The sequence below is a fragment of the Paraburkholderia sp. GAS334 genome, assembly GCF_050436625.1.
GTDB lineage: Bacteria > Pseudomonadota > Gammaproteobacteria > Burkholderiales > Burkholderiaceae > Paraburkholderia.
Genome location: NZ_JBNDMO010000005.1, coordinates 271946 through 287915, shown reverse-complemented (window position 1 = coordinate 287915; position 15970 = coordinate 271946). Strand labels below are relative to the sequence as shown.

14 protein-coding genes are annotated in these 15970 nt (G+C 61.4%); 9 read left to right on the top strand and 5 right to left on the bottom strand.

Annotated elements, in window-relative coordinates; translation table 11 throughout:
- Positions 1-47 precede the first annotated feature (47 nt).
- A complete protein-coding gene (locus P3T21_RS12180; RefSeq protein WP_429256176.1) occupies positions 48-944 on the top strand; it encodes a LysR family transcriptional regulator in 897 nt (298 codons plus the stop codon).
- A gap of 19 nt (positions 945-963) precedes the next feature.
- On the opposite strand, the gene P3T21_RS12175 is transcribed toward P3T21_RS12180, so the two are convergent.
- Positions 964-1809: a DUF72 domain-containing protein gene (locus P3T21_RS12175; RefSeq protein WP_429256175.1), complete on the bottom strand. Its 846-nt coding sequence runs from the start codon at positions 1807-1809 to the stop codon at positions 964-966.
- A 404-nt stretch (positions 1810-2213) separates the two neighbouring features.
- Between P3T21_RS12175 and P3T21_RS12170 the strand changes: the two genes are divergently transcribed.
- Both P3T21_RS12170 and P3T21_RS12165 read left to right on the top strand, forming a co-directional pair.
- Complete coding sequence (locus P3T21_RS12170) at positions 2214-3326, top strand: BMP family ABC transporter substrate-binding protein (RefSeq protein WP_429256174.1); 1113 nt, start codon at positions 2214-2216, stop codon at positions 3324-3326.
- A gap of 23 nt (positions 3327-3349) precedes the next feature.
- Positions 3350-3901 (top strand): nucleoside deaminase, encoded by a 552-nt coding sequence (locus P3T21_RS12165; RefSeq protein WP_429256173.1) that lies wholly within the window; start codon positions 3350-3352, stop codon positions 3899-3901.
- Here the strand turns inward: P3T21_RS12165 and P3T21_RS12160 are convergent.
- Both P3T21_RS12160 and P3T21_RS12155 read right to left on the bottom strand, forming a co-directional pair.
- Complete coding sequence (locus P3T21_RS12160) at positions 3891-5903, bottom strand: 7TM diverse intracellular signaling domain-containing protein (protein WP_429256172.1); 2013 nt, start codon at positions 5901-5903, stop codon at positions 3891-3893. The two genes, P3T21_RS12165 and P3T21_RS12160, sit on opposite strands and share 11 nt — an antisense overlap.
- Positions 5813-6520, bottom strand: a complete 708-nt coding sequence (locus tag P3T21_RS12155; RefSeq protein WP_429256171.1) for a response regulator — start codon at positions 6518-6520, stop codon at positions 5813-5815. Before P3T21_RS12155 ends, P3T21_RS12160 begins: the two co-directional genes overlap by 91 nt.
- A gap of 646 nt (positions 6521-7166) precedes the next feature.
- On the opposite strand from P3T21_RS12155, the gene P3T21_RS12150 reads away from it, so the two are divergent.
- On the top strand, positions 7167-7886 hold the full coding sequence (locus P3T21_RS12150) for a GntR family transcriptional regulator (protein WP_429256320.1): 720 nt from the start codon (positions 7167-7169) through the stop codon (positions 7884-7886).
- Between the two features lie 311 nt (positions 7887-8197).
- Complete coding sequence (gene oxlT / locus P3T21_RS12145) at positions 8198-9511, top strand: oxalate/formate MFS antiporter (RefSeq protein WP_429256170.1); 1314 nt, start codon at positions 8198-8200, stop codon at positions 9509-9511.
- A 162-nt stretch (positions 9512-9673) separates the two neighbouring features.
- Here oxlT and P3T21_RS12140 read toward each other — a convergent pair whose 3' ends face one another.
- The gene (locus P3T21_RS12140; protein ID WP_429256169.1) at positions 9674-10063 is read right to left on the bottom strand and encodes a hypothetical protein; all 390 of its coding nucleotides are present in this window, start codon (positions 10061-10063) and stop codon (positions 9674-9676) included.
- A 507-nt stretch (positions 10064-10570) separates the two neighbouring features.
- On the opposite strand from P3T21_RS12140, the gene oxc reads away from it, so the two are divergent.
- The 4 genes from oxc (at position 10571) to P3T21_RS12120 (ending at position 14456) form a co-directional block, all read left to right on the top strand.
- Entirely contained in the window at positions 10571-12313 is a 1743-nt protein-coding gene (gene oxc / locus P3T21_RS12135) for an oxalyl-CoA decarboxylase (RefSeq protein WP_429256168.1), read from the top strand.
- Positions 12314-12338: 25 nt separating this feature from the next.
- Entirely contained in the window at positions 12339-13589 is a 1251-nt protein-coding gene (gene frc, locus P3T21_RS12130; protein ID WP_429256167.1) for a formyl-CoA transferase, read from the top strand.
- Between the two features lie 144 nt (positions 13590-13733).
- On the top strand, positions 13734-14171 hold the full coding sequence (locus tag P3T21_RS12125) for a PAS domain-containing protein (protein ID WP_429256166.1): 438 nt from the start codon (positions 13734-13736) through the stop codon (positions 14169-14171).
- A 42-nt stretch (positions 14172-14213) separates the two neighbouring features.
- Positions 14214-14456: a hypothetical protein gene (locus P3T21_RS12120; protein WP_429256165.1), complete on the top strand. Its 243-nt coding sequence runs from the start codon at positions 14214-14216 to the stop codon at positions 14454-14456.
- Positions 14457-14477: 21 nt separating this feature from the next.
- Here P3T21_RS12120 and P3T21_RS12115 read toward each other — a convergent pair whose 3' ends face one another.
- A complete protein-coding gene (locus tag P3T21_RS12115) occupies positions 14478-15947 on the bottom strand; it encodes an MDR family MFS transporter (RefSeq protein WP_429256164.1) in 1470 nt (489 codons plus the stop codon).
- Positions 15948-15970: the final 23 nt, after the last annotated feature.

Sequence of the window (15970 nt, the reverse complement as noted above, 5' to 3'; positions counted from 1 at the left end):
CTGGCTTTTCCAATGCTAGACTTCGCCAAAACCGAAGGGAGGTGCCAATGCGATTCGATCTGACCGACTTGCGGTTATTTTTGAGCGTCGTCGAACACGGCAGCCTGACCCAAGGCGCACGGGCGATGAATCTCGCGTTGGCTTCCGCAAGCGAGCGCATTTCAGGGATGGAGTCCGCGCTCGGCGCGCCGCTCCTCGACCGGACTCGCCGCGGCGTGCGCACAACCGCCGCCGGCGACGCTTTGGTGAGGCACGCGCGCCTGATTCTCGAGCAGGTCCAGCAGATGCGCGGCGAGCTGCATACGTACGCGACGGGTTTGAAGGGGCGCATCAGGCTGCTGTCGAACACCGCCGCGCTCGCCGCCTTTCTTCCGCAGCAGCTCTGCCGCTTTCTGGCGGCGTGGCCTGATCTTTCGGTTGATCTCGAAGAGCGTCCGAGCAGCGAGATCGTCCTCGCGATCGCGGAAGGACGCGCCGAGGTGGGCATCGTCGCGGACATCGCGGATCTGACGACGCTGCAAACCCATCTTTTGGCGCGCGATCAGCTGGTGGTCGTCGTGAGCACGATGCATCGCATGGCCGGGCAGGCCAGCGTGGCGTTTGCGGATATCGTCGGCGAGGCTTTTGTCGGGCTGTCGGATGCGGCGCTGGAAACCCATCTGGGCGAGCGCGCGTCACGTCTTGGCCGGCAGGTGAATTACCGGCTCAAGCTGCGCAGCGCGGAGAACGTGGCGATGCTCGTCGAAGCGGGCATTGGCATCGCGATTTTGTCGGAAGCGTCGGCTGCGGCGCTTCGTCGGCCGGGTCTTGCGATTCTGCCGCTCTCTGAGCCGTGGGGGGCGCGGAAACTCCATCTCTGTGCGCGCGATTTCGCGACGCTGACGCCACATGCGAGGCTGCTCGCGCAACATCTCAGGGAGAGCAGCGCGGTGCCAGCTGGCTAGCCGCGCGGCACGGCGTGACTCACGCTTTATCTTTTCCTAACCGCTTGAGTATCGCGATGCCAGCCGCCGGGTTGTGCGCCTTGAATCCGCTGATCACGTAGAGATAGACATCACGGGCAGTGTCTCCGGATGCGCCGGCTTTGCCAACCAGATCAAGCCCTTTCGGCGTGCCGCCGGATGCCCACGTACGCGCACGCTCAGTCCACAGATCGAGTGTCGCGCCCGGATAACCTTGCGATTGTGCTTCGGTCGTGCCCATGATCCGCGCGTAGATGAAAGGCGCTGTGGGGTCTGCGATCTGCGGATATTTCGAGTCACCCGCGATCACGATCGCGACCTCGTATTTGCGGGCTAGAGCGACAAAGGCTTCGTCACGAAAGCTCTCGTGTCGCACTTCGACAGCATGACGGATCGCGCGTCCATCGACACGCTTCGGCAGCAGCTCGAGAAAGCCTTCGAAATCGTCGGGATCGAACTGTTTGGTGGTCGCGAATTGCCAGTTGATCGGCCCGAGCTTGTTCTTCAGTTCGAGCACGCCGCTCGCAAAGAATCGCTCGATGGAATCACCCGCTTCCGAGAGCACCCGCCGGTTAGTGGCGAAACGCGGCGCTTTCAGCGAAAAGACGAAGTCGTCCGGTGTTTCGTCGTGCCACTTTGCGAACGTCGCAGGCTTTTGCGAGCCGTAGAATGTGCCGTTGACCTCGATGGTCGTGAGCTGACTGCTGGCGTATTCGAGCTCGCGCTTTTGCGCGAGCCCTTCGGGATAGAACACGCCGCGCCACGGCTCGAAGGTCCAGCCGCCGATGCCGACCCGGATCTGTCCTGTCTTTTCTGCTGATTTCACCGCCGTCTTTCGCGTCGCCATGAATCACTCCTTCTTGAGCAATCGATGCGCTCGAGTGTAGTGAATCGGCAGGACACGTGCTGCGATTCCTCTTCTGGGAACGTCCCGCGCCGCGCTTAGGCCGCTTCTGCCCGCATCGCCTGGTGACGTTTCGCGCCACCGCCAAACGCACGGCTTTAAAGGCGTTTGCATGCGCAACGAAGTGCATCGCGCACACACTTGATGCGCACGGCACCAGTGAAGTGCGTGAACGCGTATCGCATCATCGAAGGCTTTAAGCAATAGATAGCGATTCCGTTATACCGGCGATAACATGCGCAATTACTTCGCTGCGAATTGGCCCTGGACTATAGCTGTTCTGCTGTGAAGATAACCAGAGCCTGCTGACAGGCATTTCAAACCGACGACCCGCTACCGGAGAATTCATGAAAACAAAGATGGCTCGCGTGCTGCATCGCTCATTGCGCATCTCGACTGCTGTTCTCGCCGTGTTCGGCGCAACCGTAGCCCTTAGCGCCAGCGCCGCGGCACCGCAGCCGCTTGGCATCGCGTTCGTCTATCTCGGCAACCCTGGCGACGCCGGCTGGACCTACGCGCACGAGCAGGGCGTCAAGGCCGTTGAGGCGCAGTTCGGCGACAAGGTGAAGGTCACCCGCGTCGAGAATGTGCCGGAGTCGGCGGATTCGGAACGTGTGTTCCGCGATCTGGCGAACAAGGGCAACAGGATCATCGTGGGGTCGAGCTTCGGCTTCCAGGACTTCCAGCTCAAGGTTGCAAAGGATTTCCCGGACACCGTGTTCGAACACGCGACCGGCTACAAGAAGGCCGCGAACTTCAGCACGTATGACGTGCGCACCTATCAAAGCGCGTATCTCGCTGGCCTGATCGCCGGTTATACGACGAAGACGAAGACGCTGGGTTTCGTCGGTTCGGTGCCGGTGCCGGAAGTGGTGCGCAACATCAACGCGTTCACGCTCGGCGCGCGTTCGGTGAATCCGGACGCGAAGGTGAAGGTCATCTGGATCAACAGCTGGTTTGATCCGGGCCGCGAAAAGCAGGCTGCCGAAACGCTGATCGGCGAAGGCGCGGACGTGCTGATCCAGAACACCGATTCGACCGCGACGATGCAGACCGCCGAGCAGAAAAAGGTGCATGCTTTCGGCTGGGATTCGGACATGAAGAAGTTCGGCCCGAATGCGCAGCTGGGCGCGTGCGTGAGCAACTGGGGCGTCTATTACACGCATCTCGTGGAGCAGGTACAGTCCGGCAAGTGGACGAATGCGCCGGTATGGTGGGGTCTGAAAGAGAAGGCGATCGATCTGGCCGACATCAATACGGACGCGGTTTCGCCGGCTACACAGAAAGCAATGGCGCAAAAACGTGACGACATCATCTCCGGCAGGTTCGATCCGTTCACGGGCCCGCTCAAGGACCAGACGGGCGTCATCAAGGTGGCCGCAGGCAAGTCGCTTAGCGATGCGGAACTGCTGCGTTTGAACTGGTTCGTTCAGGGCGTCGACGGTACGGTGCCGAAGTAACGCTAAACAACAGGAGACATTCAGTGAGCCTCACAGTCGCATCCGGTTCTGCCGGCGAAGCATCCACGTATCCGCCGCAAGGCCTGACCCCGACGCGCGAACAGATCGTGCGTCATCTGCGGCATTCGAGTGCGATCGCCGAACGCGCGACATTGATGGGGCATCACCCATTCGGCGCGATCCTGGTCGGTCCGGATCAGGAGACCGTGTTGATGGAGCAGGGCAACGTCGACACGGTCAATCACGCCGAATCTGTGCTCGCGCGTGTGGCTGCGCTGAACTTCACGCCGGAGTATCTGTGGGGCTGCACGCTGTACACGTCGGTTGAGCCGTGCTGCATGTGCGCGGGCACGGCTTACTGGGCGAACATCGGTCGTGTGGTCTTCGGCATGACGGAAAAGCGTCTGCTGGAGGCCACGGGCAGTCACACCGAAAATCCGACGATGAGCGTGTCCTCACGCTATGTCTTCGATCATTGCCAGAAGCCGGTGGAACTGATCGGCCCTGTCGAGGAAGTCGAGGAAGAGGTGATGCGCGTTCAAGACGCGTTCTGGAAAACGCGCGTCACGGAGTAGTGGTTTCTGTCGCGGACCTTGCGTGCGGTGCGGGTGCGGATGAGGCGTGCGATCCGTCCGCGCTCGCAACGCCGCTATTCTCGCGCGGGAAATGCACGCTGAGAACGGTAGCGCCCTTCGTGGACTCAACGCTCAACGTCCCACCAAGACGCCGTGTGCGAGCCCGCATGCTGCGCATGCCGGTGCCCGGATGCTGGCCGATCGCATCGGGATCGAAGCCCATGCCGTTGTCCCTCACGGTCAGCCTCACGCCTTCGTTGTCGCTGGCCAGGTCGATATCCACGCGGCTTGCCCGGCTGTGCTTGAGCACATTCGTTAGCGCTTCCTGAAGCGTGCGCATCACATCGAGACTGTGAGACGCCGGCAGATAGCATTGCTCAAGGCCGCTAACGGTCCAGTGACATTCGATGCGATGGCTTTCGAACAGACGCGTCAGCCGGTGCCGCAACGGGCTGATCTGCGCGTCCAGCGCGTATTCGCCCGACTGATGGTTCGATGCTGTATCGATGATGATGCGCAGGTCGTCGCGCAACTCCTTCAGGATCGACAGGAACTGGTCCGGCGCGATGTCATGCGGCGCGCGTTCAAGCGTCGCGATACTGCTGACGAGCGTGCCGCCCAGACCGTCGTGAAGATCGTGCGCGAGATTGAGCCGCTCGCCGAGACGGGCATTTGCCACTTCTAGCGTGTGCTGGCGCTGTAACGTCGATTCGAGTTCGGTCCTGGCGGCTTCGATGCGCACGGTGAGCCTGTCGTTGAACTGCTCGATGCCGCGCAGATTCGCGACAAAACGCCAGGCTAGCACGAGCGCCATGCCGATCGTCTGCAGTTGCGAGGTCAGCGCGGTGTAGTAGTGGTTGTCGCTGAAAATCCCGAGGAACGTCAGCAGATCGTGCGCGCCGGCCGCGACAAAAATCGCGATGCAGAACGACAGGATGCGATGGTCCGTCCGTCCGCTTCGCCACGCGAAGGCCAGAAACGCGAAACAGGTCGCGAAGAACGAGCACGCCTGGGCGGTCGCCAGCACGGCACGCGTAGCGCTCATATGGCTGTGCGGCGTCGCCAGCATCGCGACCGTGCCCAGCGCGACGAGCAGCCAGAGCGCGGCCTCGATGCGAGGCAGCCGCCGCTCGCAAAATCGTGCGATGAACATCGTGAACGATGCGCTATAGACGATCAGCGCGATCGAATTCGCGGCTTCCCAGCTATCGGTGGTGATGAACGGCCAGGGTGTTGTTACGACCTGATTGAGCGCGACCCACCACCACGCCAGCGACATCAGACTGAACCAGCCGTACGGCGCTTCCTGCCTGCGCATCAACCACAGCGACAGAAAGAAGCAGCCCAATGTCGCCGTGACGGCGAGGCTGAAGAGTTGCAGATCGTGACGCAGCCGGTAAGCGCTGTCATATTGCGCGATGACGACAGCAGGATCGCCGATCGACACAGGCCCGAGACCCGGCTGATACTGCGATTGACCCGCGACGCGAACCAGCAGCGTGTTCGTTCCTTCACGCAGCAGCGGCGGCGGAAGCAGTTGATAGCGAGGCGTGTTCCAGGCGCGCGTCAATGGCTCGGTCAGATGCGGGTCGCGCATCAGTAACGTGCCGTTCAGATAGATGGCGCCGGCCATGTTCAGATAGTCGAGCATCAACGCAACAGGCTGGGCCGTACCCGCCTGTCGCCACGTCAGCCGGTACCAGACGTCGCCGTCGAAGTCGGGCCAGCGCGACGACCAGTCATCGGGTAACGAAACAGAAGTCCAGCCGGCGGCCGGCGGCGTATCGGCCGGCTGTGCGGCGCGCGCAGCTTCGATACGCGTGAACGCCCCCGTATCGGACGACGTCTGCGCGGCAGCGATATTCGAGTGCAGCGCGAGCACCGCGACGAACGCCGCGGCAAGCGGCCCGATCAGGGTAACAAGCCATGCGTGCGCGCTTCGAAGACCGCCTGCGTGCGCGAATTTACTGCCAGTTTCTTGTAGATATTCTTGATGTGGCATTCGACCGTCAACCTTGACAGGGACAGCAAACCGGCGATTTCCCGATTGGTCAGCCCCTTGCCCACCAGCGACAGAATTTCGATTTCGCGTGCGCTAAGCGGCGATGCGGTGACAGTCTGCGGCGTGTGGATGTCTTCCGTCACAGACGAAGGCCCCGTGGTGCCGACCAGATCGAGAATGCGTCTGGCGACGAACGGATCGATCGGCGCGCCGCCGCGCAGTGCGCTGCGAACGGAGAGCGATATCTCGATGTCGTCGCGTTCCTTGAGCAGATAACCGGTGGCGCCCGCCTGCAACGCAGTCACGATGATGTGCTCGGTGCTCCACGCGGAGATTACCAGAATCGGCAAGGCCGGATCGCGCTCATGCAGCGTGCGGATGAGATCAATGCCGTTGCCGTCCGGCAGCCCGACATCGATCAACGCCATCGCAAACGGCTGATCCGCGAGCAGTGCTCTGGCGGCGCCGATACTGCCGGCAAACGCTAGCGCTTCATCGGTATAGCCGAGTGTCGCGAGGATGCCGCGCATCCTGTCCTGCATCAACGGTTCGTCTTCGACGACCAGCAGCGGTCCCGGGAGGACCGACTCGCTGGCGTTAGAAAAGGCCTGGCTCATGGGTGAAATAGTGGTTTCGAAGGGGTAGGGCGCGGCATGCTTAACCGTACAGTGCGGGCGCACGGCCTGCATCGGCAACTTACCTGAAATCATGTCGCGCGGATGACGAAACTATCGGGTGTCGGGGCTGCATTGCGAATACCTGGTTCCAGGTATTGTTGCTGACGCGTGCGCGCGGTCAAATCGGCGCGTTGTCGGTGGGTGCCTGCAGATGGCCCGGACGTCAATCTAACGGTACACACAAAACGTGCTGTGCAGAGCGTAGTTCCGTGGCGCGGTCCCAAGGGCGCTGCGTGTGTGTTGGAGCCGACGCGGTTGCGGTCGGCTCCTTTTTTTTGGGCACGCGCGTCGGTTACGATATGCGTCGCAACGCGTTCGCGTCAGGGCAGCCTGTAGTAAAACGTCGTGCTGCAGATGCGGAGCGGCTTTATGAGCGCGGCGGCTGGCAGCGCGCCGGCGTCGTGCCGAAGTACGCGTTGATGCCCGACGACGCATTCCCCCGGCAGAAAATCGTCGCTCAATAAGCCAGCCGACCCTCGATTCATACCTGATATACTAAATTCAATATTCCGCCACGATCTTCGCTTATCGCCGGACGCAAGCTGAACGCGTCGCGCGGCCGCGCAGGTCCAACCTGGGGCGACGCATCTTGTCAGAACTTCATACGGAGATAGCGGCGACGCCGCTGACGCTGTCGCTGCGGCCGATCGGCGCGAGCGTGAGCCTGCGCGACCGCGCATACGCGATGCTGCGTCAGGCCATCGCCGACGCCGACATCTACCAGACGCGCGAAGACGTGCGCCTCGACGACCGCGTGTTGAGCGAGTCGCTCGGCGTGAGCCGCACGCCGGTTCGCGAGGCGATGACGCGGCTCGAACAGGAAGGCTTTCTGCGCACGGTGCCGCGGCGTGGCATCTATATCGTGCGCAAGAGCAAGCGTGAAATCGTCGAGATGATCCAGATGTGGGCGGCGCTCGAAAGCATGGCGGCGCGTCTCGCCACGCTGCACGCCACCGACGCGGAGATCGCCCGGCTGCGCCACATGTTCGATCATTTCCACGACACGACGCCGACGGAGCACATCGCCGATTACTCCGACGCGAATATTGCGTTTCACCAGGCGATTGTCGAACTGTCGAAGTCGCAGGTCATCCTCGATACGATCAAGAATATCTTTATCCACGTGCGCGCGATTCGCCGCCTCACGATTTCGCAGAGCGATCGCGCGTCGCGTTCGATCGTCGATCATCTGCGCATCATCGAGGCACTTGAGAAGCGCGATACCGAACTGGCCGAACGGCTCACGCGTCAGCATTCGCTCGACCTCGCTGCATTCGTCGAAGCGCACTGCGATTTCCTCGACTGATTACCGCGTATTGCGACGAAGGTTCATCGAGCACGGAAGCCTGGCACGTCATCTGACGGCCGGGCTTTTTGCGCTGACGCGCTTGCGTGCTGTATTCCGCGTGCTCCGACCGTATTGCGAAGGGCAATCCATAAGCGCGCAAAGGTCGATGCATAAACGATAGCGAATGAACACGATAACGAATTTTGATTATTAGTAATTCTGTAATGTACTTAGCATGACTCCGTATAAGCCGGCGCAGCACGATGCGATACGACGCTCTACGCATAGCGCAAGACACCGGCACAAATCAGATAGCGGAGACAAGGCACATGAATGGAATGACCCGGCAATCCCCGGCGAGCCCCTTTTGGGCGAACCGCTGGTGTCAACTGGTGATCGGCATGTTGTGCATGGCGCTGGTCGCGAATCTTCAGTATGCGTGGACCCTGTTCGTTGCACCGATGAACGCGCGGCATCACTGGGGCGAAGCGTCGATCCAGCTGGCTTTTTCGATTTTCATCCTGACTGAAACGTGGCTCGTGCCGATCGAAGGCTGGCTTGTCGATCGCTTCGGACCTCGCCCGGTGGTTGCTGTCGGCGCGGTCTGCGCGGGTGTTGCGTGGATCATGAATTCGTATGCGACAACGTTGCCTGAACTGTATGCGGCGTCCGTCATTGCCGGGATCGGGGCGGGCGGCGTGTACGGCACGTGTGTCGGCAACGCGCTGAAATGGTTTCCGGACCGACGCGGTCTCGCGGCCGGGCTGACAGCGGCGGGCTTCGGCGCTGGCGCTGCGGTCACCGTGATTCCAATCGCCAACATGATCACGCGCTCGGGCTACGAACATACGTTTCTGTTCTTCGGCATTCTTCAAGGCGCGAGCATCCTGGTGCTGGCGCTGCTGTTGTTCAAACCTGCGCCGCGCCCGGTATCGGCAGCGAAAAAGAAGTTCGCTGTCAGCAAGGTCGATTACACGCCGGGGCAGATGATCAAGGCTCCGGTGTTCTGGGTGATCTACCTGTCATTCGTCGCAGTTGCGGCCGGCGGCCTGATGGCGACCGCGCAGATCGGCCCCATCGCGAAAGACTGGGGCCTTGCCCGCCTGCCGATGACCTTCTTCGGCATGACGTTGCCACTGCTCACGATGACGCTTTCCATCGACAACATCTGCAACGGCTTTACACGTCCACTCTGCGGCTTCATCTCCGACAAGCTCGGGCGCGAGAACACGATGTTCGTGATCTTTATCGGCGAAGGGCTCGCGCTACTCGGGTTGATGCAGTACGGGACGAACCCGTATGCGTTCATGACGTTCGCGGCACTGATCTTCCTGTTCTGGGGCGAGATCTTTTCGATTTTCCCGGCGATCTGCGCGGACACGTTCGGCAGCAAATATGCGGCTGCCAACGCGGGCACCTTGTATACGGCGAAGGGCACCGCTTCGCTGATCGTGCCGCTTGCGTCAGTGCTGTCCGCGACGGGCGGCTGGAATCTGGTCTTCATCGTCGCAGCCGTGGTGACGATCGCGGCGGGGATCTCGGCGAAGTTCATTCTCGCGCCAATGCGTAAGCGCTGGATCGAATCGAGCGATGGGAGCGCGGTGAATGCAAACGTCAGCACGGGTTCGCGTCTGAGCCACTGACGCTGGCGGCGGGTAACAACAACGGACAACGAGGGTCGCGCAGCACGATAAAACTCACCCCGACGCGAATGCGTCGGGGTGAGTTCTACATGTATAGCGAGCGCGTTTGCTGCGCGTGACCGCGCGGCTGGCTAAAGTTGATTCAGGTTGATTCCGGTTGCCTCAGGCGCCAGCAAGAGCGGGCAGATCGGGTTCACCAGACCAGTACGCTGCGAACGAAAAGCTCTGCGAAGCCGGTTGTGTGGCATGCGCGTTGACGCTGGCCTCCGTGCGCGCCGGCAGGACGTCCGGCGAGAGTGCGGTCTTCTTCGCGAGAATCGCTTCGCTCAGAAACGCCGCGCTGTACGCGTTCAGCAGATGCGGATGGTGCGTCTCGATGTACGCGACGATGCGCGCCTGTTCGCCTTCGATCGAAGTGAGCGATTCAAGCGTCTGTGCGTCCCAGCGGAAGCGCAGTCCAAGTTCGGCGAACGCCGTGTTGAATGCGCAGAGCTGGGTCCGGATTGCCTGTTCGCGTTCCGTGTGGTGTCCGTGGATGTGTGCGTCGCCCATGTTGTCTCTCCGGTGGTCGATTACGTAGACACAGCGTAGGGCGCCAGAACGATAGATGATAGTTAAAGATTATTTCTATAAACATAAGCTTTAACTTATGTATCGCGTACCCAGCGCCTCTCTCATTCGACTGGAAAAGTCATGTTCTCGTATGTGATATTCAAAATAAAGAATGTTTCGATGGGCCGTTTCTCATGTGTAGATGGATCTCGTCGAAGCGTAAACGGCAGCATGGAAGGCTGGAAATGGCCATTTGCCTGGTAGGAGCACACGTGGACGCTCATCAGCCAAAAATCACCTGGCGTCGCTTGCCGATCGTGCTTCATCCGTCACGCAACATTGACGCACCGCCGCAGCGCATTCGCGGAAAGTGAGCAAAACCACCCGCCTCAGCCACGCTGCAGAGCAGCACAGACAACCATCGGGCAAAACCCGCTTGACTAATATTGTGTTTGGAATATTGTATATCACGAAACAACACACACGCCCCGCCAAGGAGGAGACGTCATGGCAGAAGTAGTTGGGACCATTGAATCGCAGACCGCCCCTGCAGAAGTTGCGCAGCAAACGACTGACGGCTTTCACCTCGTCATCGATGCCCTGAAGGCAAACGACATCGACACGATCTTCGGTCTGGTCGGCATTCCTATCACCGACCTCGCTCGCCTTGCGCAAGCCGAGGGCATGCGCTTCATCGGCTTTCGCCATGAGCAGCACGCGGGCAACGCGGCGGCTATCGCCGGCTATATGACGAAGAAGCCGGGCATCTGCCTGACGGTGTCCGCCCCCGGCTTCCTCAACGGCCTCACGGCGCTCGCGAACGCCACCACGAACTGCTTCCCGATGATCCTCATCAGCGGCTCCAGCGAGCGCGAGATCGTCGATTTGCAGCAGGGCGATTACGAAGAGATGGATCAGCTGAATGCAGCGAAGCCCTACGCGAAAGCAGCGTATCGCGTGCTGCACGCTGAAGACATCGGCATCGGCGTCGCCCGTGCGATTCGCGCAGCGGTGTCCGGCCGCCCCGGCGGCGTGTATCTCGACTTGCCGGCGAAGCTGCTGGCCCAGACGATGGACGCCGTGAAAGCGAAGAAGTCGCTGGTGCGCGTCATCGACGCGGCGCCGCGTCAACTGCCCGCGCCTGAATCGGTCAAGCGCGCGCTCGATCTGCTGAAGGGCGCGAAGCGTCCGCTGATCCTGCTCGGCAAGGGCGCGGCCTACGCGCAGGCCGACGCGGAAATCCGCGCCTTCGTCGAGAAGACCGGCATTCCGTATCTGCCGATGTCGATGGCGAAGGGCCTGCTGCCGGATACGCATGAGCAGTCGGCATCGGCGGCGCGCTCGTTCGTGCTGGCCGAAGCGGACGTCGTCGTGCTGATCGGTGCGCGTCTGAACTGGCTGCTGTCGCACGGCAAGGGCAAGACCTGGGGCGCGCCAAAGCAGTTCGTCCAGATCGACATCTCGCCGACGGAAATCGACAGCAACGTGGCGATCGCCGCGCCCGTCATCGGCGATATCGGGTCGTGCGTGTCGGCGCTCGTAGCCGGCATCGATTCGAGCTTCACGAAGCCCGGCATCGAATGGACGGGCGCGATCACCGAGCGCAAGAGCACGAACCTCGCGAAGATGGCCGCGACGCTCGCCAAGAATCCGTCGCCGATGAATTTTCACAGCGCACTGCGCGCGATCCGCGACGTACTGAAGACGCGTCCCGACATCAACGTCGTCAACGAAGGCGCCAATACGCTCGACTACGCCCGCAGCATCATCGACATGTATGAACCGCGCAAGCGCTTCGACTCGGGCACGTGGGGAATCATGGGCATCGGCATGGGCTTCGCGATCGGCGCGGCGGTGACGAGCGGCAAGCAGGTCGTCGCGATCGAAGGTGACAGCGCATTCGGCTTTAGCGGCATGGAACTCGAAACCATCTGCCGCTATGACCTGCCGGTCTGCACGATTGTGTTCAACAACAACGGCGTCTATCGCGGCACGGATGTGAACCCGACTGGCGGCAAGGACGTTGCGCCGACCGTGTTCGTGAAGGGTGCGCGCTACGACAAGATGATCGAAGCATTCGGTGGCATCGGCCACAACGCGACGACGCCCGAGGAGCTGACGAAGGCGCTGCTCGGAGCGATCGCATCGGGCAAGCCGACGCTCATCAACGCAGTGATCGACGAGGCCGCTGGCACCGAAAGCGGCCGTCTGACGAATCTGAATCCGCAAAGCGCGGCAATGAAGAAATAACTGGCTAATTTACGGAGATACCAAAGTGAGCAAACCCCTCGATGGCATCAAGATCATTGACTTTACTCACGTGCAGGCCGGTCCTGCATGCACGCAGATGCTGGCATGGTTCGGCGCCGACGTGATCAAGGTCGAACGTCCCGGGTCCGGCGACGTCACGCGTAGCCAGTTGCGCGACATTCCGGGCGTCGACGCGCTCTACTTCACGATGCTGAACAGCAACAAGCGTTCGCTGACGCTCGACACCAAGAAGCCGGAAGGCAAGGAAGTGCTCGAGAAGCTGATCCGCGAATCGGACGTGCTCGTCGAAAACTTCGGCCCGGGCGCACTCGACCGGATGGGCTTTTCGTGGGAACGCCTGAACGAACTGAACCCGAAGATGATCGTCGCTTCGGTGAAGGGTTTCAGCGACGGCCACCACTACGATGACCTGAAGGTCTACGAAAACGTCGCGCAATGTGCGGGCGGCGCGGCGTCGACCACCGGCTTCTGGGATGGTCCGCCCACGGTCAGTGCGGCTGCGCTTGGCGACAGCAACACCGGCATGCATCTCGCGATCGGCATCCTGACCGCGTTGATCGGCCGCGACAAGACCGGCAAGGGGCAGAAGGTCGCGGTGTCGATGCAGGACAGCGTGCTGAACCTGTGCCGCGTGAAGCTGCGCGACCAGCAGCGCCTCGATCGCGTCGGCTATCTTGAGGAATATCCGCAGTATCCGCATGGCGAGTTCAGCGACGTCGTGCCGCGCGGTGGCAACGCAGGCGGCGGCGGTCAACCGGGCTGGGTGCTGAAGTGCAAGGGCTGGGAAACGGATCCGAACGCGTACATCTATTTCACGGTGCAAGGTCACGCGTGGGAGCCGATCTGCCGTGCACTCGGCAAGCCGGAATGGATCGAGGATCCGGCCTACAAAACGGCCGAAGCGCGTCAGCCGCACATCTTCGAGATCTTCAAGACAATCGAGGAGTGGCTCGCCGACAAGACCAAGTACGAAGCCGTCGACATCCTGCGCAAGTTCGATATTCCGTGCTCGCCGGTTCTGTCGATGAAGGAACTCGCCAACGATCCGTCACTGCGCGCGAGCGGCACGATTGCCGAAGTCGAGCACAAGGAGCGTGGCACTTACCTGACAGTGGGCAGCCCGATCAAGTTCTCGGACCTGAAGCCGGAAATCACCGCGTCGCCGCTGCTGGGCGAACATACGGAAGAAGTGCTGGCAAGCCTCGGCTACAACCGCAACCAGATCGACAATCTGCGCGAATCGAAAGTGGTCTGATCGCGCGGGTGGGTCGCATCTGACGTCTCCGGTTATCAGGTCGTGGAGCGTCGTTGAAACAGCGCCCCGAGCGGGCGCTGTTTTCACTTCAACATGAATAGCCGGATCACAAACGGCAGCTATTTCTGGAGATTCGCTCGAACCATGCAAACAGCCATCGATTATCAGCAACTGGTCACGGCGATCGGCGACGCGGTCGTTATCTCGGGCGCGGACGGCAACATCACGCTGTGGAACCCCGCAGCTGAACGCATGTTCGGCTTCACCGAAAAGGAAGCGTTGGGCAAGTCGCTTGACGTCATCATTCCCGAGCGTCTGCGTGGACGTCATTGGGACGGTTATCACAAGACCATGTCCACCGGACAGACGCGCTATGGCAACGATGTGCTGCGCGTGCCGGCCATTCATAAGGACGGCCGCGCGCTGTCGATCGCGTTTACGGTCGCGCTGCTGTATTCGCCGGAAAAGGCGTTGACCGGCATCGTCGCGGTCATTCGCGACGAAACCAGTCGCTTTCAGGAAGAGCGCAACCTGCGCAAACGTCTTGCTGAGCTGGAAGCGCAGGCGCCGGCGGGCGCATAAAGTGCCGGCATTTCATCCGCCGGCTCTGTCAGGAGAAATTCGATGCGAGTAGAGACGCTTGGACGATATCAGTTCGAGCTATCGGCGAGGCAGTTCATTCACAACGGCGGCTGGGCTGCGTTCGCTGCGATCAGCACAACGGACGACACCGCCGACGCGCCGGTCGATGTGCTGCCGCTGCAGCAGGTCATGGAAAACGCGATCTTCGAGAGTGAGGCAGCGGCGATTGCCGCTGCGCGCGGCGTCGTGATCGCGTTGCTGAAGCAACCGTTTCCGCCCTCCTGACGGGCGGGAACGGGAACGGCTTCAGCCTGTCGATGCTTCACCGACCGCCCTGAGTTTGATCGCGGGCACGATCATCACCGAAAGCACCACGCCCAGCGAAATCACGAGAATCGACGCAAACGTGAGATGCAGCGACTGGTGCAGCGCCAGTCGCACGGCGTTGTCGTGCAGGTTGTCGGCGGCTGAGTCGAGCAGTTGACGCAACTGGTCGGACGTAACCGCGGCCATGCCCTTCGTGTGGCTCAGCCCGTAGTTGAGCACTGCGCCGAACATCGCGGCGCCCAGCGTGCTGCCCAGATTGCGCGAGAAGAGATTCGACGCAGTCGCGCTGCCGCGCTCCGATGGCTTCACAATTTCCTGAATCAGCATCAGACAGCTCACGCTGACGACGCCCATCCCGAAGCCCATGACCAGCGAACCGAGGCCTGCGAAGACCGGCGTGCTGTCGGGCGTCAGCGTCGCAAAGAACACGGCGCCAAGCGGCAGAAACACGCTGCCGGCGATGAGCGTCCGGCGCAGTCCGATCCGGTGAAACGTGCGCGCGGCGAGGGTGGCGCCGGTCGGCCAGCCGACCATCATCATTGTCAACGCGAGCCCGGCGATCACCGGCGAGCGGTGCAGCACGCCCTGCACGTACATCGGCAGAAACGTGGTCAGTCCCATCAACGCCATGCCCGACAGCACGGTGGCCGCGTTGCACGCGGCGATCGGCCGATGGCTCCACAGTGCAAACGAAATCATCGGATCGGCGGCGCGTCGCTCCTGTGCGACGAAGAGCATCCCGCTCACGACAAACACGGCCAGTTCCAGCGCAGCGCGTTCATAGTCCGACGTGCCGAAATCGGTCAGCGCCATCATGAGCGCCGCGATGGCGACCGTGAACAGCGCGGCGCCCGCGATATCGATCGAAGGCTGTCCGTGCCGTTCGTGTTCGTGCAGATAGCGGATAAAGCCGATTGCCGAAATGATGCCGATCGGCACGTTGATCCAGAAAATCCACGCCCACGACAGATCGTGAATGATCAGACCGCCGAGCATGGGGCCGACCACCGCCGAAATGGCCCAGACACTCGCGAGATAACCCTGGATTTTGCCGCGCTCGCGTGCCGGATAAAGGTCGCCGACGATCGTCAGCGCGACCGGCTGCATGGCCCCGGCGCCGATACCCTGAATCAGGCGGAAGGCGATCATTGCGGGCATCGACCAGGCGAAGCCGGCGAGCACCGAGCCCAGCAGAAAAATGGCAATGCCGATCAGCATGACGGGCTTGCGTCCGTACAGGTCGGCGAGCTTGCCGAACACGACGGTCATCGCCGTTTGCGCGAGCAGGAACGATGAGAAGACCCAGCTATATAGATGCAGTCCGCCGAGTTCGGTGACGATCTGCGGCATCACGGTTGAGACAATGGTGGCCTCGATCGCGACCATCGCCATCGATGCCATCACCGCTGCGATCACCAGCGGTCTTACGGTCTTTGTGTGTTGTGACATGTCACCTGTCGGCGGCATCGGGT